Raw genomic sequence first — 19845 nt, 5'->3', positions numbered from 1 at the left:
AGGCGCATCAAGGGCAACGGCACTCCACATCATGCTGACAAACAAGCGAAACATGTCCGATTCGCCGACAGCCCCATTACGGCATCTCTCCCTTTGAGGGGCCAGTGGGCCTTCATTGCTTGACGTGTAAGGTTTGGGGGGTGTCCCCTCGCCTACCAATCGCGCGCCAGCATGATGGTCAGCACGCGCATGGTCGTGGCGGGATTGTCCGGGGTCTCGGCCCCGTAGCGGAAATCCGAGTCTGCCTCGTAGAGATCGATTTTCCAGAACACGGTCTCGCCCCGGATCTCGACCGCTCCGAAATCGTGCCATCCCTCGGGATCATTCTCAGGCTCGAATGTTGCAAATTCACCAGTGGCCTTCACCGCCTCGGCCATGAAGCCGTCGCTGGCCTCCATAAGCGAGCGGGTGACATGCATCCGGCCCTGGATGGGCTGCGCGGGCGGCACTCCAAGGCACGCGAGCTTGCGGAACGCGTCGTTCTGCGCCGCGATCACCGTCGGATCCGGACGGTCTGGCTGGGGTTGAACGGTCATGGACATGGGGATCTCCTTTGAGAAGTTGAAACACCCTTCCCAAAGCCCGCTTTTTTCTTTTCTGCTTGTCGGAAGGACCGAAGCAGAAGGTGCCCTACCCGAACAGCCCTTTGGGTCTGTAATTCGGGTTGGGGATGGTTTCGATCCAGCCGCCCTGTTCCTTGATGCTCTCGAGTGCCGCCGAGAGCGGGTAAGCGCCCTCGGACGGGCTCCACCAATAGGCACCGCGCTTGAAGGTGATGATCTTGCGGCGGCCGTCTTCGAAGCAGGCCACCCGCAGCGTCTTGGGTTCCTTGCGTGACATGCGAGTCTCCGTTCTCCGTGTGGTCAGGCGGCCTCGGCACTGCGACCTGCCCTGCCCATCTCCGATCTGGCAATCAGATAGTCGCAGGCGCGCTGCGCGTCCGCGGCGTGCTTGAAGATCGCACCCTTGTCCGACCGAAGAACGCGCAACCAGTTGTGGAGATAGGCGGCATTCATCTCGAGCGTATGCGCCGTGAAGCCGAGCGACTGACCCAGGAACACCGAGGTCAATTCCGCGACGATCTCCTCGCGCGCATAGGACGTGTTGCCAAACTTCGAGAACCCGAAATCACGGTTCAGTCGATGGGGGGCTTTCGTGGCATGGGCCAGCTCATGGGCCCAGACCCCGTAGAAATTGCGCGGGTCCTGGAACCGCGTGATGGATGGCATGTAAACCTTGTCCACGGGGGACAAATAGTACGCCTCCGTGCCCGTGAAGACGGTTGTGATGTCGATGGCATCGAAAAACGCCTGCATGTGCGGGATGGGCTCGGACGGCGGATGCTCGTGCGCTGGCTCCGGGTCCGGAAAGAAGCTGTCGGGCAAGCCCTCGATCTGGCAGGCATTGAACACACGGTAGGATTTCTGGAAGCGGAAGATGCGGGCTTCCTCGGAGTGATCATCCCCGTCGCTGCGGTCATGCTCATCGCCGCCCGCGTCTTTCCGGCTTTGACCGTAATAGACGACGACAGAGGATTTCTCGCCCTTGCGGACCTTTGCGTCCAAGGCATTGGCCTGCGGCAACGTCATCCAGAAGGGAGAGCTGTGGCCCGCCATCACGGTCCGCATCGTCAGCAGGAAGTTGTTCACTCCCTGGTAGGGTTCTCCGCCCACGCGCAGGGGACGAGAGCTGCCACCTGCGGTCCATGGCTTGCGCCACGGCAGGACGCCGCGCTCAATGATACGGATGATTTCGTTGGTGATGACCTCGGAGGCATCGAATTTGGGCGTGCGGGATCGGGCCATGGATGGCCTCCTTTCGAGTGTTGATGAGAGGGAGTGGTGATCAGGTTGACTGACGGGGGCGTGGATCGTTGGCGATCCTCGCGCCGAGCCCTTCGACCATGTCGATGTAGGTGGTCAGCGAGACGGACCTGCCAGGGCCCCAGTGTTCAGAGTCGTCCGATCCGTCCCGCGCCACCCGCGGCAGGTTCGCGAAGGCGATGACATCGGTGACGGGTCGGATATCGATGAACGGGGTCCCTCGTGCGACCGCAAGAGAGGCCAAGGGAAAGCGCTCGATCGGCGCGAAGGTCGACACGGTGGTCCAACCAAGATGGATGAATGTCCCGCCCTCTCCGCAGATCACGTGCGCGTTTGGCAATAACGCCGCCTGCTTCAGATAGCCGAGATCACGCAGGATGGTCTCGCGCTTGGGCTGCTGTGCCTGCCCCGTCTGGCCGGTTCGGCGTAGTTCCTTGTGTCGCCACCACGAGGCAGCGGTCGCGCGCAACACGCGCAAGACACCTGTTTGCATGGGAATGCCCTTAATCAGGAACGGCAAACCGGAACCCGGCCCGGACCCATCTGAGGGACCCCAAAGGCCCTCATCCGTCAGTCACAAAACCCGAAGAACACTTTCTCTTTTTTCGTGCATTGACCCTGTCCTGGCCAATTTCAGCGGATCCTCACCACACCGCGCCATGCCTGCGTTTTTGTCGAAGCCATTGATCTGGAACAGCAGAGGCATCTGGGGACGCAAAATCGGCAACGGGAATCGGCAAAAGCTTGCACAAGTTGCTAAATTATCGTTACTTGGCAGGTAGTTAGCAGATTCAGCAGATCGGCAAGATATTTTTCTACAGCCCTGCCTACATCTGCGGATGCGTAACATCTTTTAATCTTACCCTCTTACGCCGCTTGCCCGCTGAGCCTGCCATAAAAGCTACGCTCAAGATGCAGCTCCCCTGCCCCGGCTTTCTCGACCATGCCGCGCAGATATCCGCCTGGTGAAGCAACCTCGCCCGCGCTGTGCTTCTCGAACACAAGTGCAAACGCAGCCGTGGCCACCTGAGTGCCCATTCGGTCCTGAGCCACGTTCCAAGCATGCTCCGAAATCCCGATCATCGGCCTGAGTTGCCCGGCAACCCGATGCAGATCGCCCCAATCCTTCAGGAATCCGCCCATATTACGCGCCCAGGACGCGAACTCTGGACAGGCCTGCATGATTGTTGGCAGGTCAAGCGCGGTTCGCTTCTTGCGCACCTCTGCAACCCAGTCTTCCAGTTCCCCATCAACCCGCTCCTCGGGTCGTGCATTGGGCACGACATCCGCCGCTTCCTCTTTTTCAGAGGAATTACTTATTACAGGAATAAGTTGATTTGTAATTAGTATATGGGGTTCAGAAATGACCTCCCTGGAGTTCATTTCTTGAGTCTTCTTCATAACTTGGGCGTCATTTTTGTCGGTGTTTTCCACAGGGTTTATCGCACCAGTCGCCTTGAGGTAGGCCGCCTCGACTCGTTCCTGAAGTTCCTTGAACCACGCCAGTAGTCGCTCCAGTTGTTCAGAGGCTTGATGGCGGCGCGGAAGTCGGTCCAGAAGCTCCTCGAAGAGACCCGTGAATTGCGTCCAGGGCCCGCGCAACGCGCCGCTTACCGCCGCCTCGATCCGCGCGCGGATCATCCGGCGCGCAACCGTGATCTGACGCTTCAAGCGCTGGCAGAGCTCGCGCTCGGCCTGCAACTCGGCCTGCAGCTCTTCAAACTCCTCGACTCGAGCCGAAAGCGGCGACAGATCGAAGCCGTAGGCCTCGACGATACGCCCCTCAGCGTCTCTGCGGCCCCACCGTTTGCCATTCGGGCTATCCTGGAAAGAGATCACACCGTTCTCTGCCAGACGCCGCGCATGACGCTTTAGTGCCGACAGAGAGAAGCCGGTCTGTTCCATCAGATAGGCGTTAGAGGCCCAGACGATCGGGCGCTGCCCCTCCTCCCAGTCCTGGGCCTGCGTGAAGGCCCCCAGTGTATCGAGGAGCATCATGTCGCCGGCCTTCAGACCGATATGCGCTCCAACGCGCTTGAGCGCGACAAATGCCCGCGTCTTGGGTACTGCTACCCGTTCACCGGCTTGGGCAAGCTGCTCAGCAACCCCAAGACCCGGTGTCGGCTTGCGCCAACCTGTATGTTTCATGCCTGTATCTCACCTCCGGTTGTGTGGAGGCAAAAGAAAGCCGTTCGCTCAGAAGCGTTCGTCGTTGACAGTGAATCCTGTGAGACTTATCTTGAAGGTGACCAAACCATTAAGATCAGCTCTCAGGCCACACCGCTTGGGGGCTTTTCTTTTGCCGTTAATTCACTTGTCGTTCCTTTTTTGCTCCTTGCCTCATCGTTCCGAAGAACATCTCACCAACGCTGTCTTCAGTCGGTATCCTTCTCCGCGTCTTCGACGTTCAAATAGCTTGCGACTAAGTCTCCAAGCTTTTCGAGACGCTCTTGGTCAATCGGCACTCCTGCAACCTTGATTGATAGGTTTCCATCGACGGAAGTGACCGAAAGATTTCGGTTGCCCACCTTGCGCTTTACGGTGAGTTTTTGGGGCTTTGTCTTTGGTTTTGGCTTGGCTTTGTTCGTTCTCTCCAAGCTCGCTAAGGCACCCTGTAAATCGCGAAAGCTCATGTCGTAGACGTTCTTGAACGTGTTCAAGATTTGATCCTGCGCAGCGAAAACGGACCGTGCTCGCGAGACTAGGCTCTCATGCACACCAATTTTCTTGGCGAAGGCCACAGCTGTCAGTTTCTCTTCGCCAGAAGCCAGCGTCTCATACATTTCACCAATCGAAACCAATCGCTCAAAAGGGCTGAGATTCTCGCGCTCCTCATTCTCGCGAAACCGCAGAAACAACATTTCAAACTTGCTGTTCTCAGCGTTTCGCGCGTCAGGCGGAGCAAGTATTGCACGAAGGGGTACACCGAGCTCTGACGCGGCAGCCAGTCGGCGGCGTCCTGTCAGCATCACGAATGGAACCCCCGCGATATTCGACGGGTCCAACGGATCCGGCTGCCAATCCGGATCCTCCGGCCACACTAGAATGGGCGTGTCCTGCCCGTTCGAAGCGATGCTGTTTACCAAAGACCTGAAGGCTTCCTGGGACATCCAGTCTTGTCGGCGGTCGGTTCCCATTGGATCGGAGATTTGATCTGGCGACAGGCTTATCTCATGGCGACCGTTGAGGATATCCAAACAAAGCTCGGCTCTGCTTCGCTCTACTGCAGCTTGCGACTGCGCAAGCGCTCCTGATTTCCAGGCACTGCCGGCCCCCTTGAAAGGAGTCGAAACAGCATCACTCGATTCTGTCCTGCCTTCGGAGCCGCTCGCACGTTCCTTGTTTGTATCGAGATTGGTAGCCTTGCTGACCAGAGACCTTGGAATACTGCGTTTCATGCTTCACCCTCGCCGTCATCTTCATAGAATTCGTCCATCCAAGTATTGGCGTAGCCACGTTCGAGTCCTGGCCAGAGTCGCGATATTATGGCGTCGTTCACGGCATCGGCATTCGTGATGAACCGGTTGATCCCCTTGCGCTTTCCCGGCGTGTCCGGCTCGTATTCGTATACGGACTGATAGACGTCCGACGCGTTCGAGATCGCGTCGGAACGCAGATAAAACACGGGCAGAATCTCCGTGGGGCAATGTTCTAGCAGGTTTCCGATGTGGTTAAGATCCTGCGCATTGGACCGTTGAACGATCGTTGGCAACAGCATGTTCGCACCGGTTCCGATCTCGATCCTTTCATGGGCCAGGATGTGCTGAAGCATCCCAAGCAGGCCAGTCACAAAGGTCGACAACGTCGCGATGTCGAACCCCTTCATGGTTTGCGGTATGACCAGCGAAGACGACGCAATCACGTTATTCAACTGGAACAGTGTGAGCGCGGGTTGATAGTCGATGATGATGACATCCAGCGTCTCCGTTAGTGCGGTGTCGAGCCGCTCCTGGTCGACCTTGCCGTCGACTACCAATTCGTTGGGTAGCGTTTTCGGTGGGTGGCCCGCTTTCCAGCGGTCGATGGCATCGCGTAGGTAGCGGTAAAAGCTCTTTCCTGCGGGGGCTTCGCGGACAAGCCGCGCAATCTGGATCTCGCCCTCGGATGTTTCGCCGTGAGCTGGAAGCAGGCGCAGGCCTGGCCAGGAGGTCTTGAGAAGAAAGCTGTCGAGCGTTTGCGCATCGTGGTCGGTATATGGCGCGTCTTCCGACTGAAAGAGTCCAGCAAAGTCCACCATGGAGGCGGTGTTTTCGTCGGGCATTTGGGGAAGGCCTTCTCCCCCGACGAAGTAGAGCGTTATTGTACTTTGCGGGTCAGCATCCATGACACCGACACGCATGCCGTAGTGCAAGCTGAGATACTGGGCAAAATGCGCGGCGCTCAGACTTTTGGCGGTGCCGCCTTTCTGGCTTGCAAACGAGATGACGGGCAAAGGTGCGTCAGGCTTCCGCCAGGCCAGGTAGTCGTACGGCCGCTTTGCCGAGGCTGCCAGAAGGGCCCGCATGTGCATCAATTCTGAAAGCGTGAAAACACGCTCTCTTCCAACATATTCTCCTGCGGGAAAGTCATCGCTCGAATTGGCGAACTTGGTCAGATACTGAATACTCACATTGAGAAACCTAGCGCACTGGCGCATGGACCAGGTTCGCTTGATGCGCTGACGCAAGGTGAGTTCCTTGTTCACTGCCACCATCGTGCGCTCAAGCCCACGTGACAGATCCGTCAAAAACTGTTCTAAACTACCGCTCATTTATAAGCCCTGACTTCGGTTGGGTCCGAGTTCGACTCGATTCTGTTCCAATGGTAGCATGGTTCTGAGCAAAAGATAAAGATACCACGCGCCTATAGGTTTCAGGCGCTTATTTTGAGGTTCAGTGGCTCCAGAAACTCCAATCTTGAACGCGTTCAAGATTGGAGTTTAAGTGGCTGACCAGAGCGAAGCCGATCAACCATGCATGTTTCACGCCGCGTCTTTCGGACCCCGGGAGATGACCGTCCTAGTTGGTGGCTTTGCCCATGTCTGCGTTGAAGCCGTGATCACAGATGCTCACCGTGAAGTAGCCAGCACCGGTCTCCCCTTTCTGAATCTTCTAGATGCCGCCGCACTCGGTCAGCTTGCCTCACGGGGAGCGTCCGGCGACGCGTTGCGCGAAGGCCGTCCTGTTCGACCTCGCGACGGGTTCGATGGTAATTTCCAGGTCGGAGGTCAAGATGGAGATTGTGCCGAAGCATTTGGCGGTTTCATTGTCGGCGCTTGTGAAACTGATGCAGCCCGAAGGGTAGCTGCGCGGTTGACCAAGGCCTGACCACGCTGGATGCGAAGCGCCGCATAGAAGGGTAGGGGAGGAAGATGGGCCACAGCCGTTGTAGACGGGGCGGCCGCTGCGATGTGCATTCCATGCAACCGGTACGCACCGGGAGACCTGCGGGGACCGGAAAAAATGCCACAGGGAAATGCGCGGCGTACTTAAAACTGAACAAAACAAGTAGACTCCTTACTCTCGTGCACGCGCGCAACAAGCGTTGCGCTATAGTGCTCTCAACAGCCCGATCCCTTGCTCAAGAGGCATTGCACGAACGCCTTCGGCCACGGGGACGTCATGCTCTCCGGCGTAGATCAACAGCTTCCGGCTGGCCTTGATGTCTTCCGCGCCCACATAGAACCCGCGCGAGACCTTTGGCGCAGTCGTGCGCTTGATCTCAACGGCCCAGATGTCACCCCCAGGCAGGCGAAGGACCAAGTCAAGTTCAGCTCCGGCAGAAGTGCGATAGAAGAAGGGTTCGGTGCCGGTTGGTGCAGCGGCAAGAAGGGCCTCGATGCAGAACCCCTCCCAACTGCCGCCAACGACGGGGTGCCCGAGCAAGCCCTCGATTGTCCCAATACTTAACAGGGCATGCACGACCCCGCTGTCGCGGACATAAACCTTTGGCGATTTCACCAAACGCTTGCCGACATTCTCATGCCAGGGCTGCAGTCGCCGCACCAGCATGAGATCAACGAGCAGATCGAGGTAGCGTCCAATCGTTTGGCCGGAGACGCCCAGCCCCTCGGCGAGGGCTGAAGCGTTCAATAGACCACCTTGCACATGCGCAAGCATTGTCCAGAAGCGCCGCAAGGTTGCGGCTGGAATACGCGGTCCGAGGGCAGGGATGTCACGTTCCAAATATGTACGCAGAAAATCCAGACGCCAATCCATGCTGGCTTGATCGCTTGAAGCCATGAAGCTGTCAGGAAAGCCACCACGCAGCCAGAGCGCATTCAACTGATCAGCCCCCACCTCGGTAAGCTGTAGAGGGGGCATTTCGATATACCTGACACGTCCAGCAAGGGATTCTGCCGACTGTTGGAGTAGGACGTTGGAGGCTGATCCCAAGAGCAGAAACTGGCCCGCTCGAAAACCGGCCCGCCTGCGCTGGTCGATCTGACCACGCAGGCTCTTGAACAGGCCAGGCATCTGCTGCACCTCATCGAGGATGACGAGTTTTCCCGCCTGTTCATCCAGATATAGATCCGGTTCGGTCAGGATCTGCCTGTCCGCATCTCGTTCTAGATCAAAGTATACCGATGGTTGCTCCGAAGCGATGTCTAGAGCGAGCGTGGTTTTCCCAACCTGCCGGGGGCCGAGGAGGACAACAGCAGCTTGGCTCTCTAGCGCGGATTGCACAAAGTGATGAGTTTGGCGCTTATACATACCTTGCAATTACTCCACACGATGGAAGATTTGCAAGGATAAACTGCTTAGCGGGTAAAGTTGCCACTCAATTGGAGATGTCGCCTGATGTGACGAACAGGCTTAGCGTCAAAACTCACTCATAGTATTCCAAGCCGCTTCGCCCGCTCCAGCAACATCTTCACTGATGATGGCTGCCAGCTTGTCCGGCCGCGGGGTGTGCGCTCACGCATGTTCTCCAAGCGGGCGCAGATGGCCTGAAGCGTAATGTCGGGATCGGCGCCCTTGATACCCGCGACGATGGCGGGCAGGCGATCATCTCGCGCACGCGGGCCCGCGCGATCAAGCACGGTCGCGGGGAGGAACCCATCGCGGACGTAGGCGTTCACAGCGCGCAGCAGACGGCTTTGCGTCCAGCGCCGGGCCTCGGGTAGGGGGCCGTTGATGATGCGCACCACATCTTCCCAAGCCAGATCGGGGCGCAGCCGACGCACATGGGGCACCCAGTCCTGCGCAGTTTCATTCAGGCGTTCCATATATCCGTCCTGTCGCGCCAGTCGGACCTTGCGTAGCGCAGCCGGATCCCGGGCGCGCAGGCCAGGGTTTCCGCCGACCCGCCCCTTTGTTCGTGCGCTGGCAAGCCCAGCCTTGGTCCGTTCACGGATCAGGGCGCGCTCGAACTCGGCTGCTGCACCCAGAACCTGCAGCGTGAACTTGCCCTGCGGGGATCCGGTGTCGATCGGATCCTCGATCGAGCGGAAGAATGCGCCCTTTGCCTCAAGCCGTTCGATCACCTCGAGGAGATGCGAAAGCGACCGCGCCAGCCGGTCGATCCGCACGACCACCAGCGTGTCGCCCTTGGCGACGCGTTCCAGCACGCGCGCCAACACCGGCCGCGCACGATTGCCGCCAGAGGCCTGCTCCTCATGGATCTCGGCGCAGCCTGCTGATTTCAGGGCCTGCGACTGGGGCAGGGGGGTCTGATCCTCGGTCGAGACCCGGGCATAACCTATCAGGGGCATCAAAACAGTCTTTTGCAGTTTCATATAACGCCAATAAACGACCGTTTGTAAATGAATGCAAGGGCGCGCTCTGTGGCGCTGTTCATCAGAAAGCCCTTGGTTTCCATACGCAGAGCGCGATCAGGGAGGTCTCGCGGACCATCGCGCGCGCGTGCTATGTAAGGTGTACAAACGCACTCTGATAAAACCCTTGGGTAAAGCTCAAAATAGCTGTATTTTGCGCATATGAGGCCTGGAACCCCCGCATTGTATGATGAATCCGACGCGCTCGGCATTTATGCTGAGGAGGTCGAACAGGCGTCTGAGGACGACCTGTGGTTTCTGCCCGGTCCGATGGACGACGAGCCGGACTATTTGCCGCCGGGACCACGGGCCGAACCGCGTGAAACCGAGGTCCTCGACGAATGGCGGAAGGCAGAGGGCGGGCAGGCCGCGCGTCTTGCCCGTGTGGCCGGTCGCGTCGGCGCGCTGGACGACCGGTTGAAGCGCGGACCGGAAGGATGGCGGCATCGGCTTGCGCTGATGGAGGCCGCAGATTTGAGCTGGCACACCGGTGACCGCATCAGCCAAGACCGGCTGGCGCTCTGGATCTCGCTGCGCCTGTCCGGTGTCCAGGACGACACGGCGGCGCTGGCGCGAGTCGGATGGGCGATTCGGCGACTGACGGGTGGACCGGGACCGGAGCAGGACCTTTCCGCCTTCCTCGACCGTCGCGACCCCGAGAACATCAGTGATGAGACCGAGCCGTTCGTGGATCGCGCGAGCGGTTGGCTGGATCTGATGGGGCAGGCCACGGACCTGCACCCGATCACTCGCGCTTGCGCGGGCTTTCACCTCTGGCGCCTCGCGGGGCTCGGGCAGCACGACGACCGTATGGAAGCGGCTGTCGCAGCTGCGCGGATCGCGGCCAGCGATGGAAGAGGCGCAGTCTTCACGCCTCTGGCCATGGGCGGGGCAGGGGGACTACGAGCCGGTGGTTCACCGTTCGAACGTCTGGAACGCTGGCTATACGGGATGGAAGCCGCGTGCCTGACCGCGGTGCGGCACCTTGACGATATCGAGGCATGGTCGGCGCGGGCGGAAGCCGAAATGACATTGCTCTCGGGCAGGACGCCGCCGGCCTTGCGCGCAGTGCTGACCGAATGGCCGCTCGTCTCTGCGCCAATGGCCCAGGCCCTGACGAGTGCCAGTCGCGCCGCTGTTCAGCGCAACCTTGCATGGATGCAAGAGCGGGGTCTGATCCGCGAGGTGACAGGACAGGGGCGGTTCAGGATGTGGAAGGCGACAAACTGAAGGTTAGCGTGGGTCTCACCCGCTCACTCGACAGCAGCGATAACCGCGAGCACGCGGCAGGGCGCGCAGAAACTCACCAACACTTAATGCATTTGTTGCACTTATTTCATATATGGTGGTAGAGAACAGAAACCGGAGAGGAGACCACCATGAACATGCTGGCACACCGACATCTTCCGCCCACGCCGCAGGACGCAGCGATTGCGCGCGTCTCTGGCCAGGCATTGTCACGCTTCGCCCAGGCGCGCGCGCCGTTGAAACTTCGTGTGACGGACTCCGAGCAGATGGAGCCGATCGAGCTTCCTGCGGGCGCCGTATCGCTGCTCATGGAGATCCTCGAGGCGATGGCAGCGGGGCGGGGGGTCACCATCATCCCCGAGAACGCCGAACTCTCGACCGTACAGGCCGCTGAGGTTCTGAACGTCTCGCGTCCGTTCCTGATCAAGCTGCTCGAGGATGGTGCCATACCGCATCGGAAGGTCGGCAAGCATCGCCGCGTCCGCATGGAAGACGTGATGTCCTACAAGGCCGCGATCGATACCGAGCGTGAAGCTGCGCTCGATCAACTGGCCGCCGACGCTCAAGAGCAGGACATGGGCTACCGCTCGAAATGAGCCAGTACACGGTCCTGTTCGATGCGAACGTCCTTTATCCCGCGCCGATGCGCGATGCACTGATGCAGTTGGCGGTCACAGACCTTTTCAAGGCCAAGTGGACGGCCGATATCCATCGGGAGTGGATTGATGCGCTTCTGCGCAATGAACCTCATCGGGAGCGCGCCGCGCTGGAACGAACTCGCGACTTGATGGACAGGGCCACACGCGACTGTCTGGTCACCGGCTACGAGGCATTGGTGCCGGCCCTAACACTGCCGGACCCTGACGATCGGCACGTTCTGGCGGCGGCAATCGTTGGGCGCTGTGACGCGATCGTCACGCAGAACCTGAAGGACTTCCCACCAGCGGCACTTGCGCCCTTTGGCATCGAGACCCAACACCCTGACGACTTTTTCCGGAACCAACTGTCTCTCGCGCCCGGTCTGGTCTGTTCCGCGCTGCGGAAAGTTCGCGCGCGCCTCAAGAATCCGCTCAAAAGCGTCGACGAGTATCTCGCGATCCTGACACAGCAGGGGTTGGTCGCCACGGTTGCCGACCTGGAGCAATTCGCCGACCTGCTTTGATCCCAGAACTGCCCTGACTGAATACGTTCTGGCCAGAGTTGTGGCACCCGATCCATCATCACCGCGAGATTTCGCCCGCCAGGACTGCACGCCCGTGGACTGCAAGCGTAGCAGTGAACCTCGGGCAACCGAACTGCCGGATCACGGCGACAATGCGCGCATCGTACGCCGCTTGCCCTATGACGCGACACAGGTCTGACGCGTGAAACTGGCGGTTCGAGCTTGGCGCAGCCTTGATCTGTTCGTGCAGCTCGCGCTCTCGTGGCTCTTGAACCGGCTGTGGTGCGGGGAGAGCCGGTGGGCGCGTCGCTTCTCCAAGCGAGGTGCGCCACCGGCGCATGAAGCCGAGCAGGAAACCGGCCGGAACCTTGCTGTTCCCACGGGCCCGGTTGAAGGCAAGGAAGCGTTCCCAGATCACTTGCGTATCGACGTTCCAGCAGGGTAGGGCGCTCTTCGCGGCCTTGATCAGCTCGGCCCAGCATGTTCGGAACACGTTCGAGCAACCGTCAATGTTGATCTGTCCTGTGAATATAGTTTTGTTAGATTCTTCTCTAGATAGTGATGTGTCGTCTCCGTCTGACACGAGATCGTGGGTCTGTTCGCCGTCGTCAAAGGCCGCGAAGCGGAAGAGCCAGGGGGCGAACTTGCCGTTCGACTTCTCGCGCTCAAGCTTCAGTTCAGAAGTTTCAAGCTCACTCAGCAGAACGCTCAGGTACTGGCGCGAGACGCCCATCTTCGCTGCCAGAGAGGACAGGGTGAAGGCAGCCGTGCCGCGGGGCAGGCCGTTATACCCGTCCTTCCACGCAATTCCGTCGAGGATGAGCGTGGCCAGTTTGTGCGCCGAAACAGAGAGGTCTGTCTGCGTGATCCGCCTTAGGATCAGGCCAGTCGTTGGTTCCATGGTCGTATCTCCTGAGAGAGACGATGCCATGTCGAGAGCAAACAACATTCTTGCCAGCAAAAACACTTTGCTGGTTGCAGGGGTTCGGACACTGCGCTAGAAGAACCGTGTTCAGGGGTTTTTTTCTAGCGCGGCGTCAGGCTTCTCGGTCTGGCGTCGTTTCCCTTTTTTTGGGTGATGCACTGGGCGTTGTTGCAGAACTCAGTCGGTGAAGGATTCACATCGGGAATCCATGCGGTTAGACGATCTGCATGAGCAAGCCCAAGCCCGCCCGCTACCGCACGACGAACTGGTCCAGCTACAACGATGCGCTCAGGAAGCGCGGATCGCTGCTGATCTGGCTGGACAAGGAGATGACCTGGCACGCGCCGCATGAGGGACGCCCAGGGCGCCCGCCGGTCTTTTCGAATGCCGCGATCCAGTTTTGCCTGTCGCTCAAGGTTCTGTTCAAGCTACCGCTCAGGCAGACAGCCGGAATGGTCGCGAGCCTCCTGCGCCTGGCAGGGCTAGACTGGCCCGTTCCGGACTACTCGACGCTGTGCCGCAGACAGAAGACCCTCAAGGTGCAGATCCCCTATCGCCGTGCCGAAGGGCCGCTGAATCTTCTGGTGGACAGCACCGGCATCAAGTTTCTTGGCGACGGCGAATGGCAGGCCCGCAAGCATGGCGTTCAGGGCCGCCGCCAATGGCGCAAGGTGCATCTGGCGATGGATATCGCCACCTCGGATATCCGGGCCGTCGAGTTCACCCCTAGCCGGGAAGGCGACAGCCCAGTCCTGCCGGACCTGTTGGGCCAGATCCCCGAGGACGAGGACATCGGCACCGTGACCGCGGATGGTGCCTACGATACCCGCCGCTGCCACGGCGCCGTCATCGCACGCGGTGGCACGGCAATCATACCGACCCGAAGGAACGGTCGAGCTTGGAAAGAGGACTGCCCGGCTGCCAAGGCGCGCAACGAAACCCTGCGCGCCACGCGTCACTACGGTCGGGCATTCTGGAAGCGGTGGACCGGATACCACGCCCGTAGCCGAGTGGAGGCCAAGATGCGATGCCTGAAGGCCTTCGGTGAGCGCATCGCCGCGCGGGATCCAGATCGCCAAACCGCCGAAATCCACATCCGGGTCGCCCTTGTCAATCGCTTCAACGCGCTCGGCACCGCCCACGTCGTCCGCGTGGCATGAAACTGAATGGGAAAGGGGCACTCACAACTCAGGCCGACTTTCTGCAACAACGCCCATCGCGCCCCATGTTCAAGGTGGAGCGCTGGTGAATTGAGGGCAGAAACTGAAGACGACGGCCGCATCGCCCTCATTCAATCGGACATCTGGATCGGCTTTCCCCGAGCGGAGCAAGTGCTGGACCGGCTGCATGGTCTGATTGAGATGTCGCGGCAGACCCGCATGCCTGGCCTTCTGGTGCATGGGGCGTCCGGCATCGGCAAAACAATGATCGCCCGCAACCTGTCGCGACGCTATGCGCCGGAGTATGATCCGGAGTCGGGCGTCACCCACACCCCGTTACTTCTGTTGCAGGCGCCACCCGCTCCTGATGAGCGGCGGTTCTATATGCACATCCTCGCAGCCGTCGGAGCCCCGTCGTCGACGCTGAGCCTGAAGGCGCAGAGTGTTGCCTCGCTGGAAGTTCGGGTCGTGGGCCTTTTGCGCGACCTCGGGCTGCGGATGATCATGATCGACGAAGTCCACAACCTTCTTGCGGGCACGCATAGGGAACAGCGCCGGTTCCTCAATGTCTTGAGGTATCTCAGCAACGAGCTGGAGGCATCTTTGGTCTGCTACGGTGTCAGCGAAGCCGTCGATGCCATTCGCGGCGATGTCCAACTGGCCCGTCGGCTTGATGAACACCACCTGCCGAATTGGCGCGATGATGCCGAGTTTTCGGATATGATCCAGACATTGATCGCGGCCATGCCGCTGGAGAAGAAATCCAATCTGCAAGTGCGGTCGCTCAAGCAGATCCTCGCATTAACTGGCGGGGTGACGTCCCGCATCTTTGCCTTGGTCAAGGATCTGTCCATCGACGCGATCATCAGCGGTGACGAGTGCGTCACTGATGATGCCATCGCAAAATGGACACCGGTCTGGTCGCGCCATGCAAACGCTCAGCGACGGCTCGAGAAATCTGGGGCGTGACGTGTATCCCGCTGCCGATATCGGTGACGCCAGTGCCGGACGAGTTGCTTTCTGGTTGGTTATCGCGACTGGCCGCTTCCAATCATTGCGAGGTAGCAGACCTGCTCGCCCATATCGGGATCGACGCAAAATATGCTGCAGCCCTTGATTTTGATCTCGACATGCTGGCCGCGGATAGGATTTCCGTTGCGGCGCGCTTCGATCCAGCGTTCGTGTCGTCGATGACTTTCGCGGCGATGCCGGAAGCAGAGATGCGGTTGACCGCACAGGTGCCGTTCCAGGCTTGCACAAGCTGCGCTGATGGCGGCCTTGAGCTCAGGCACTGGCGTAGGGCCTGGGCGTTCGACTGCCAGATTTGTGGTGCCCGGCTTCTTCCAAAGGCCGACAGGCAAAATGGCGCAGCGGTCTCCGAAAAGCTGGTTGATCGTGCCCGCCGGGGGGCACGGATCCTGGAGCGTGTCGCGGTGTCGGGCAGCGCGCGTCAACTACGCCGAGCCATGCGGGCGGTCACCTTCGCGATGGGACTCAAAGCTTTATGTGGAGACCCTTTCTTCGCGCTTCAAAGCCCCCGCCCGAACATAAGGCTCTTCTGCCTTGCCGCCATTGCCTCCGCCCAATCACGTCCACTGGTAAAGGCTGCGTTGTGCAGCATGGACATCGACGTCTACGCACGAGTTGCCCTGCTTCGCGCCTACGATAAGGAGCCCCGACTGCTTGCAACCGTCGACCAGATTGCTCAGCGGATGCGACTACGCGTCGGCGGTTCAGCCACCTCATCTCAAATTTAAGGGCAAGAAAGGCCGGAAAACGCGCCGTGTCTCGGATTTAAGGGCAAGGCGACACCCACTTCCGAGAGAACCAGGAACGGTTGCCTGACCATGCTGCGGCTGCCATCCATGCGTTGATCTGCCAAGCGGAGGCGATTGCCGATCAGGCTGAGGCCCTGGAGAAACGGATCCTCGAGTGGCACCGGACGCACGAGACGAGCCGGCGACTGGCGACCATTCCCGGTATCGGACCGATCACCGCCAGCGCAATTGCTGCAAATGTTCCGGATCCGAGCCTGTTCCGCTCGGCACGACAGTTCGCGGCCTGGCTAGGCCTGACGCCACGGGCGAACTCAAGCAGTGGCAAGGATCGACAGACCGGGATCAGCAAGCAGGGTGATGGATATATCCGGCGACTGCTCGTTTCCGGCGCGACTGCGGTGCTTCGCTTTGCAAGGCAGGGCGATGCCGGCAAGGCTTGGATGCTTGGGCTTAAAGCACGCAAGCGACCGAAAGTCGTTGCGGTCGCGCTCGCCAACAAGACTGCCCGGATCGCTTGGGCGCTCCTGCGCCGCAACGAGATCTACGCGGCCCCTGTCTCCTGAGCGCGGAACCGCTGACGGAATGCGTGAAGCTGAGAAGAGATGACAAACCGGTCGAACCGGGGATCGGGACACCCCAGGGGGTCAAGGCGCAGAAAGCGCGCAATTTTGATTGGGACCCGATCCGCGGACTTCATCTGGGCCAGCGGCTAGACCGCACCACAAAGGCCGTAGACATGACTGCTTTCGGCATAGGCGCGTCAATTCCCAGCTTGCGCAGCAGGGGTCGTCCAGACATGGGAACACTTGCCCTCGCCAGAGATGCCCACTGCGCGTTGGCGACGGTCCACCAATGACTTGCGCCACCGGACCTGTGGGGGAACCGGCGCAGCGCCAGTTCCCCATCGGCTCATTCTGCCGGAACCCAGGGCCGGTTATAGGCTGCCACGCGCCAATCACCGTGTTCGATGAACCGGGGGGCGCTCCCGGTTTCCAGCGCCTCGGCTGCGGCGTTCAGCGCCTCGGGCGATGTCTCGGGCCAGGCGCCCGTTTCGATCCGTTCGACCAGGGTCTCGACGATGGCCGTGCTTTCGGCAGCCGTGAACTCGCAATGGCCCGTGCCCTGGACCAGCGACTGCCGATACAGATCGCCGGTACCCTGCTCCTGCACCAGCGCGCCGTAGCCTTCCATCAGCGTGTAGGGAATGGCCCAGTCGCCCAGCATGTGGATGCGGATCGCCGGAACCTGCAGATCGCCGGTCGTCGTGCGCCCGTCTGCGGCCCAGAAATCGCGCGCATAATCCGAGGCCGCGATGCGGGGGGCGGCGTCGATCCTGGCAATGTCGGCCTGAAGGTCCAAACCGGCCTGTTCGTAGAGCGCCTCAACCGTCCGCGCCATCGCGGGTGCGGCATTCTGGTAGAAGGCGGCATAGTCGACCCCCTCGTTCCCGGAAAGTTGCTGCCCCGATGCGGCGTTTTCGAACAGAAGCCGCGAGGACCCGCCAACATTACCGCCGATGCGCAGCGCCGAGGCCACGATCATGTCGGCCATGGCGCCGGCATCCGCGGTGTCGGGTAGTTCGGTCCCCTCGACCATCCACGGCGACCACTGTCCGATGGCGAAGGCAAGCGCCAGCCGCGCGCGGCCCTCCGGGCTTTCGCCCGCCGTTTCGATGGCGGCCATCCAGGACGCACGGATCGCGTCAAGGCTGCGCTCGCCACCCGCTCCGGCATTGGGCAGGCCGACGATGGCGAGATCGCTGGCCGGACCGTGCCCAGCGGCCTCATAGCTTTCGCCCAGCAGGGTCTGCATGGCGAACCAGCCATCCAGGAAACTGCTCATGATCCAGACCGGCGTATGGGCGGCAAGCACGGCGGCACCGTCGATCCTGTCCGGGTAATCCTCGGCCGAAGCGAGGCTGTCGAGCCCTCCGCCAGAACAGCCGTATTGCAGCACCATGTCAGGAGCGCGCTCCAGGTCCGTGAAAATGTCCTGAACAGCTTGTAGATTCAGGATTTCACGCTGCGGATCGTATTGCCACAGGCGCAGCGGGTGCCGGGCGAGCCCGGCGAAGGCATAGCCACGACCGAGCAGGTCGTCATACCGCTGGACCGCTGACGCGACCGAAACGTTGCTGGCGAAATCCAGATCCCTGAGTAGTCGACCATTCCAGTTCTCGGGCACGCGGATCAGCCATGCCGTCCCGTCCGGCAGGGTTCCCGCATGTTCGTTGAAGGCGGGCTGCTCCTGCGCCGACGCGAGCGGGGCGAAGCCCGCGGTCAGAGCGAGGCAAAGCACCACCATTCCGGTCCGCGAACGCGGGCCGGCCAAATTGGCTGTCCGTGACATGAATTTCCTCCAGTTTGATGCAGCGATGAAATCCGGCTCCTCTTCCGGGGAACCATCGCCGGGAAAAACATAGATAGCTAATTATTAGTGTCAAGGGCTCTGATGCACAAATCGGCTTAAGGCCGAGGTTCCCCTTTCCCCGGACGGACTTATCCCACAGCTTCCGTGACGGGTATTCCGAGCGCGGTGTAGCCGTTCAGGACGGCGATGCGGACCTGGAGTTCGGCGACCTGTCGATCGAAGTCCCGTGCCATGAGCCGCTGGCCCAGCAACTTGATACAATGCATCTTTGTCTCGACGCGGCTTCGGCGGTGGTATCCACTCCATCGTCGCCAGAGCGCGCGGCCCAGGTATTTCGCCGCGCGCAGGGCCTCATTTCGCGCCACGGCTCCGGCGGTGATCGTCTTCCAGGGCTTCGCGTTCTTGCGGGGCGGGATGACGGCATGGGCACCGCGATCTGCAATCGCATCGTGGCATTTGCGCGTGTCGTAGGCGCCATCAGCCGTAACGCTACCGATTTCCTGGTACTGCGGGATTTGGTCGAGAAGGTGGGTAGGATGGGCGCATCACCGATGTGGCTCCCGGTGACTTCGACGGCCCGGATCTCCAACGTTTCTTCATCGATCCCAAGGTGGAGCTTGCGCCAGACGCGCCGTTTCGGGCCGCCATGCTTGCGTGCGTGCCACTCGCCTTCACCTTCGACCTTGATCCCGGTGCTGTCGATCAGCAGGTGCAACGGCCCCTTGGAGCCGCGGTAGGGGATGTTCACGGCCAAGGTCTTCTGGCGGCGAGATAGCGTGCTGAAGTCGGGCACCGTCCAGTTCAGGCCGACCAGCCGTAGCAGGCTCTCGACGAACCCGGTCGTCTGCCGGAGCGCCATGCCGAACAGCACTTTCATCGAGAGGCACGTCTGGATAGCGGCATCGCTGTAGGTCTGCTGGCGGCCACGCCTGCCTGTCGGCGCGGCATCCCAGCTCATCTCGGGGTCAAACCAGATCGTCAGCGAGCCCCGGCGCTTGACTGCTTCATTGTAGGCTGGCCAGTTCCTGGTCTTGTAGGTCGGGGGTATGGGTCTGCTCATGCAGCCTGACTAACAGACTGGATTCGCAAGGTGAAACCTTCACAGCATTTGCGCAACATGTATAACCGCCCCTTGCGCAAGAGGGTTTCTGGATCAGTTTCGCGCGGTGTCGGGTGCTGACATGTATCCGGCCTCTGTTGCGGCCATCATCACGCCGCGGGCCCGTATGGTGTTCGCAGGTCGGGTCCAGATCAAAGCCGCGTGCTCGATGGCACTCTGTTGCGCTCTGGTTCTCCCGATCCCGTCTCACGACCGTGCGCCAAACGTCTCCTTGCCCTCTTCCGCTCCGACGTCCTCGCGACCAGTGACGGCTTACGCCGCAGCGGTCGGAGACTGGTAGGCGCCGCCTCGGGCCATCAGCGCCCAGACGATCCGCGCCATTTTGTTCGCCAGCGCGACCCGCACCAGCATCGGCGGCTTGCGCGTCAGCATCTCGCCAAGCCATGTGCCCGGCCGGGCAGCGGCATGAACATGCCTGTCGCGTAGCCCTTAATTGTGAGATGAGAAATCCAACGAAATCAACGGCCTTGCTTTGCCCTTAAATATGATATTTTGCCTTTAAA

At 60.4% G+C, this 19845-nt stretch carries 18 protein-coding genes and 3 pseudogenes; 8 read left to right on the top strand and 13 right to left on the bottom strand.

From position 1 onward, the window contains the following. Positions 1–152: 152 nt before the first annotated feature. From PVW51_RS23220 to PVW51_RS23190, 7 genes are all read right to left on the bottom strand, one after another. Positions 153–542, bottom strand: a complete 390-nt coding sequence (locus tag PVW51_RS23220) for a DUF3768 domain-containing protein (protein WP_274578027.1) — start codon at positions 540–542, stop codon at positions 153–155. Between the two features lie 88 nt (positions 543–630). Beyond that, positions 631–840: a DUF6330 family protein gene (locus PVW51_RS23215; RefSeq protein WP_274578026.1), complete on the bottom strand. Its 210-nt coding sequence runs from the start codon at positions 838–840 to the stop codon at positions 631–633. 23 nt (positions 841–863) lie between these two features. After that, entirely contained in the window at positions 864–1805 is a 942-nt protein-coding gene (locus tag PVW51_RS23210) for an ArdC family protein (protein ID WP_274578024.1), read from the bottom strand. A gap of 40 nt (positions 1806–1845) precedes the next feature. Beyond that, the gene (locus PVW51_RS23205; RefSeq protein WP_093733134.1) at positions 1846–2316 is read right to left on the bottom strand and encodes a hypothetical protein; all 471 of its coding nucleotides are present in this window, start codon (positions 2314–2316) and stop codon (positions 1846–1848) included. A 374-nt stretch (positions 2317–2690) separates the two neighbouring features. Next, positions 2691–3971, bottom strand: coding sequence for a plasmid replication protein RepC (repC, locus tag PVW51_RS23200; protein ID WP_093733133.1), 1281 nt, complete (start codon positions 3969–3971; stop codon positions 2691–2693). 227 nt (positions 3972–4198) lie between these two features. After that, positions 4199–5221 carry a ParB N-terminal domain-containing protein gene (locus PVW51_RS23195; protein ID WP_092765122.1) on the bottom strand — a complete coding sequence of 341 codons (1023 nt, stop codon included), beginning with the start codon at positions 5219–5221 and terminating at the stop codon, positions 4199–4201. Next, the gene (locus PVW51_RS23190) at positions 5218–6573 is read right to left on the bottom strand and encodes a ParA family protein (RefSeq protein WP_208596040.1); all 1356 of its coding nucleotides are present in this window, start codon (positions 6571–6573) and stop codon (positions 5218–5220) included. The genes PVW51_RS23195 and PVW51_RS23190 overlap by 4 nt, the downstream gene beginning before the upstream one ends. A gap of 172 nt (positions 6574–6745) precedes the next feature. Between PVW51_RS23190 and PVW51_RS23185 the strand changes: the two genes are divergently transcribed. After that, the gene (locus tag PVW51_RS23185) at positions 6746–7129 is read left to right on the top strand and encodes a hypothetical protein (RefSeq protein WP_274578015.1); all 384 of its coding nucleotides are present in this window, start codon (positions 6746–6748) and stop codon (positions 7127–7129) included. A gap of 222 nt (positions 7130–7351) precedes the next feature. Here PVW51_RS23185 and PVW51_RS23180 read toward each other — a convergent pair whose 3' ends face one another. Both PVW51_RS23180 and PVW51_RS23175 read right to left on the bottom strand, forming a co-directional pair. Beyond that, positions 7352–8515, bottom strand: a complete 1164-nt coding sequence (locus tag PVW51_RS23180) for an ATP-binding protein (RefSeq protein WP_093733132.1) — start codon at positions 8513–8515, stop codon at positions 7352–7354. A 119-nt stretch (positions 8516–8634) separates the two neighbouring features. Further along, a complete protein-coding gene (locus tag PVW51_RS23175; RefSeq protein WP_093733131.1) occupies positions 8635–9516 on the bottom strand; it encodes a recombinase family protein in 882 nt (293 codons plus the stop codon). 225 nt (positions 9517–9741) lie between these two features. Between PVW51_RS23175 and PVW51_RS23170 the strand changes: the two genes are divergently transcribed. From PVW51_RS23170 to PVW51_RS23160, 3 genes are all read left to right on the top strand, one after another. Then, complete coding sequence (locus PVW51_RS23170; protein WP_007803223.1) at positions 9742–10809, top strand: helix-turn-helix domain-containing protein; 1068 nt, start codon at positions 9742–9744, stop codon at positions 10807–10809. 149 nt (positions 10810–10958) lie between these two features. After that, on the top strand, positions 10959–11423 hold the full coding sequence (locus PVW51_RS23165; protein ID WP_007803221.1) for an excisionase family DNA-binding protein: 465 nt from the start codon (positions 10959–10961) through the stop codon (positions 11421–11423). Beyond that, positions 11420–11989, top strand: a complete 570-nt coding sequence (locus PVW51_RS23160; protein ID WP_007803220.1) for a PIN domain-containing protein — start codon at positions 11420–11422, stop codon at positions 11987–11989. The genes PVW51_RS23165 and PVW51_RS23160 overlap by 4 nt, the downstream gene beginning before the upstream one ends. A gap of 58 nt (positions 11990–12047) precedes the next feature. Here the strand turns inward: PVW51_RS23160 and PVW51_RS23155 are convergent, their stop codons facing one another. Continuing rightward, positions 12048–12890, bottom strand: coding sequence for a hypothetical protein (locus PVW51_RS23155; RefSeq protein ID WP_007803218.1), 843 nt, complete (start codon positions 12888–12890; stop codon positions 12048–12050). Positions 12891–13141: 251 nt separating this feature from the next. Between PVW51_RS23155 and PVW51_RS23150 the strand changes: the two genes are divergently transcribed. From PVW51_RS23150 to PVW51_RS23135, 4 genes and pseudogenes are all read left to right on the top strand, one after another. Continuing rightward, entirely contained in the window at positions 13142–14074 is a 933-nt protein-coding gene (locus PVW51_RS23150) for an IS5-like element ISRhba5 family transposase (protein WP_007803217.1), read from the top strand. 90 nt (positions 14075–14164) lie between these two features. Beyond that, positions 14165–15043, top strand: a complete 879-nt coding sequence (locus PVW51_RS23145) for a TniB family NTP-binding protein (protein ID WP_007803215.1) — start codon at positions 14165–14167, stop codon at positions 15041–15043. Further along, positions 14980–15831: a TniQ family protein gene (locus PVW51_RS23140; RefSeq protein ID WP_081731462.1), complete on the top strand. Its 852-nt coding sequence runs from the start codon at positions 14980–14982 to the stop codon at positions 15829–15831. The genes PVW51_RS23145 and PVW51_RS23140 overlap by 64 nt, the downstream gene beginning before the upstream one ends. Before the next feature lie 59 nt (positions 15832–15890). Then, a pseudogene (locus PVW51_RS23135) lies at positions 15891–16415 on the top strand (IS110 family transposase); the annotation flags it as partial. A gap of 346 nt (positions 16416–16761) precedes the next feature. Here PVW51_RS23135 and PVW51_RS23130 read toward each other — a convergent pair. The 3 genes and pseudogenes from PVW51_RS23130 to PVW51_RS23120 form a co-directional block, all read right to left on the bottom strand. Beyond that, complete coding sequence (locus tag PVW51_RS23130) at positions 16762–18201, bottom strand: hypothetical protein (protein ID WP_024099412.1); 1440 nt, start codon at positions 18199–18201, stop codon at positions 16762–16764. 149 nt (positions 18202–18350) lie between these two features. Further along, positions 18351–19282, bottom strand: a pseudogene (locus PVW51_RS23125) (IS5 family transposase). A 312-nt stretch (positions 19283–19594) separates the two neighbouring features. Beyond that, a pseudogene (locus tag PVW51_RS23120) lies at positions 19595–19759 on the bottom strand (IS110 family transposase); the annotation flags it as partial. Between the last annotated feature and the right edge of the window lie 86 nt (positions 19760–19845).

The organism is Sulfitobacter sp. PR48 (assembly GCF_028807335.1).
In the GTDB taxonomy this organism is placed as follows: domain Bacteria; phylum Pseudomonadota; class Alphaproteobacteria; order Rhodobacterales; family Rhodobacteraceae; genus Sulfitobacter.
This window is presented reverse-complemented; position numbering and strand designations above follow the sequence as displayed.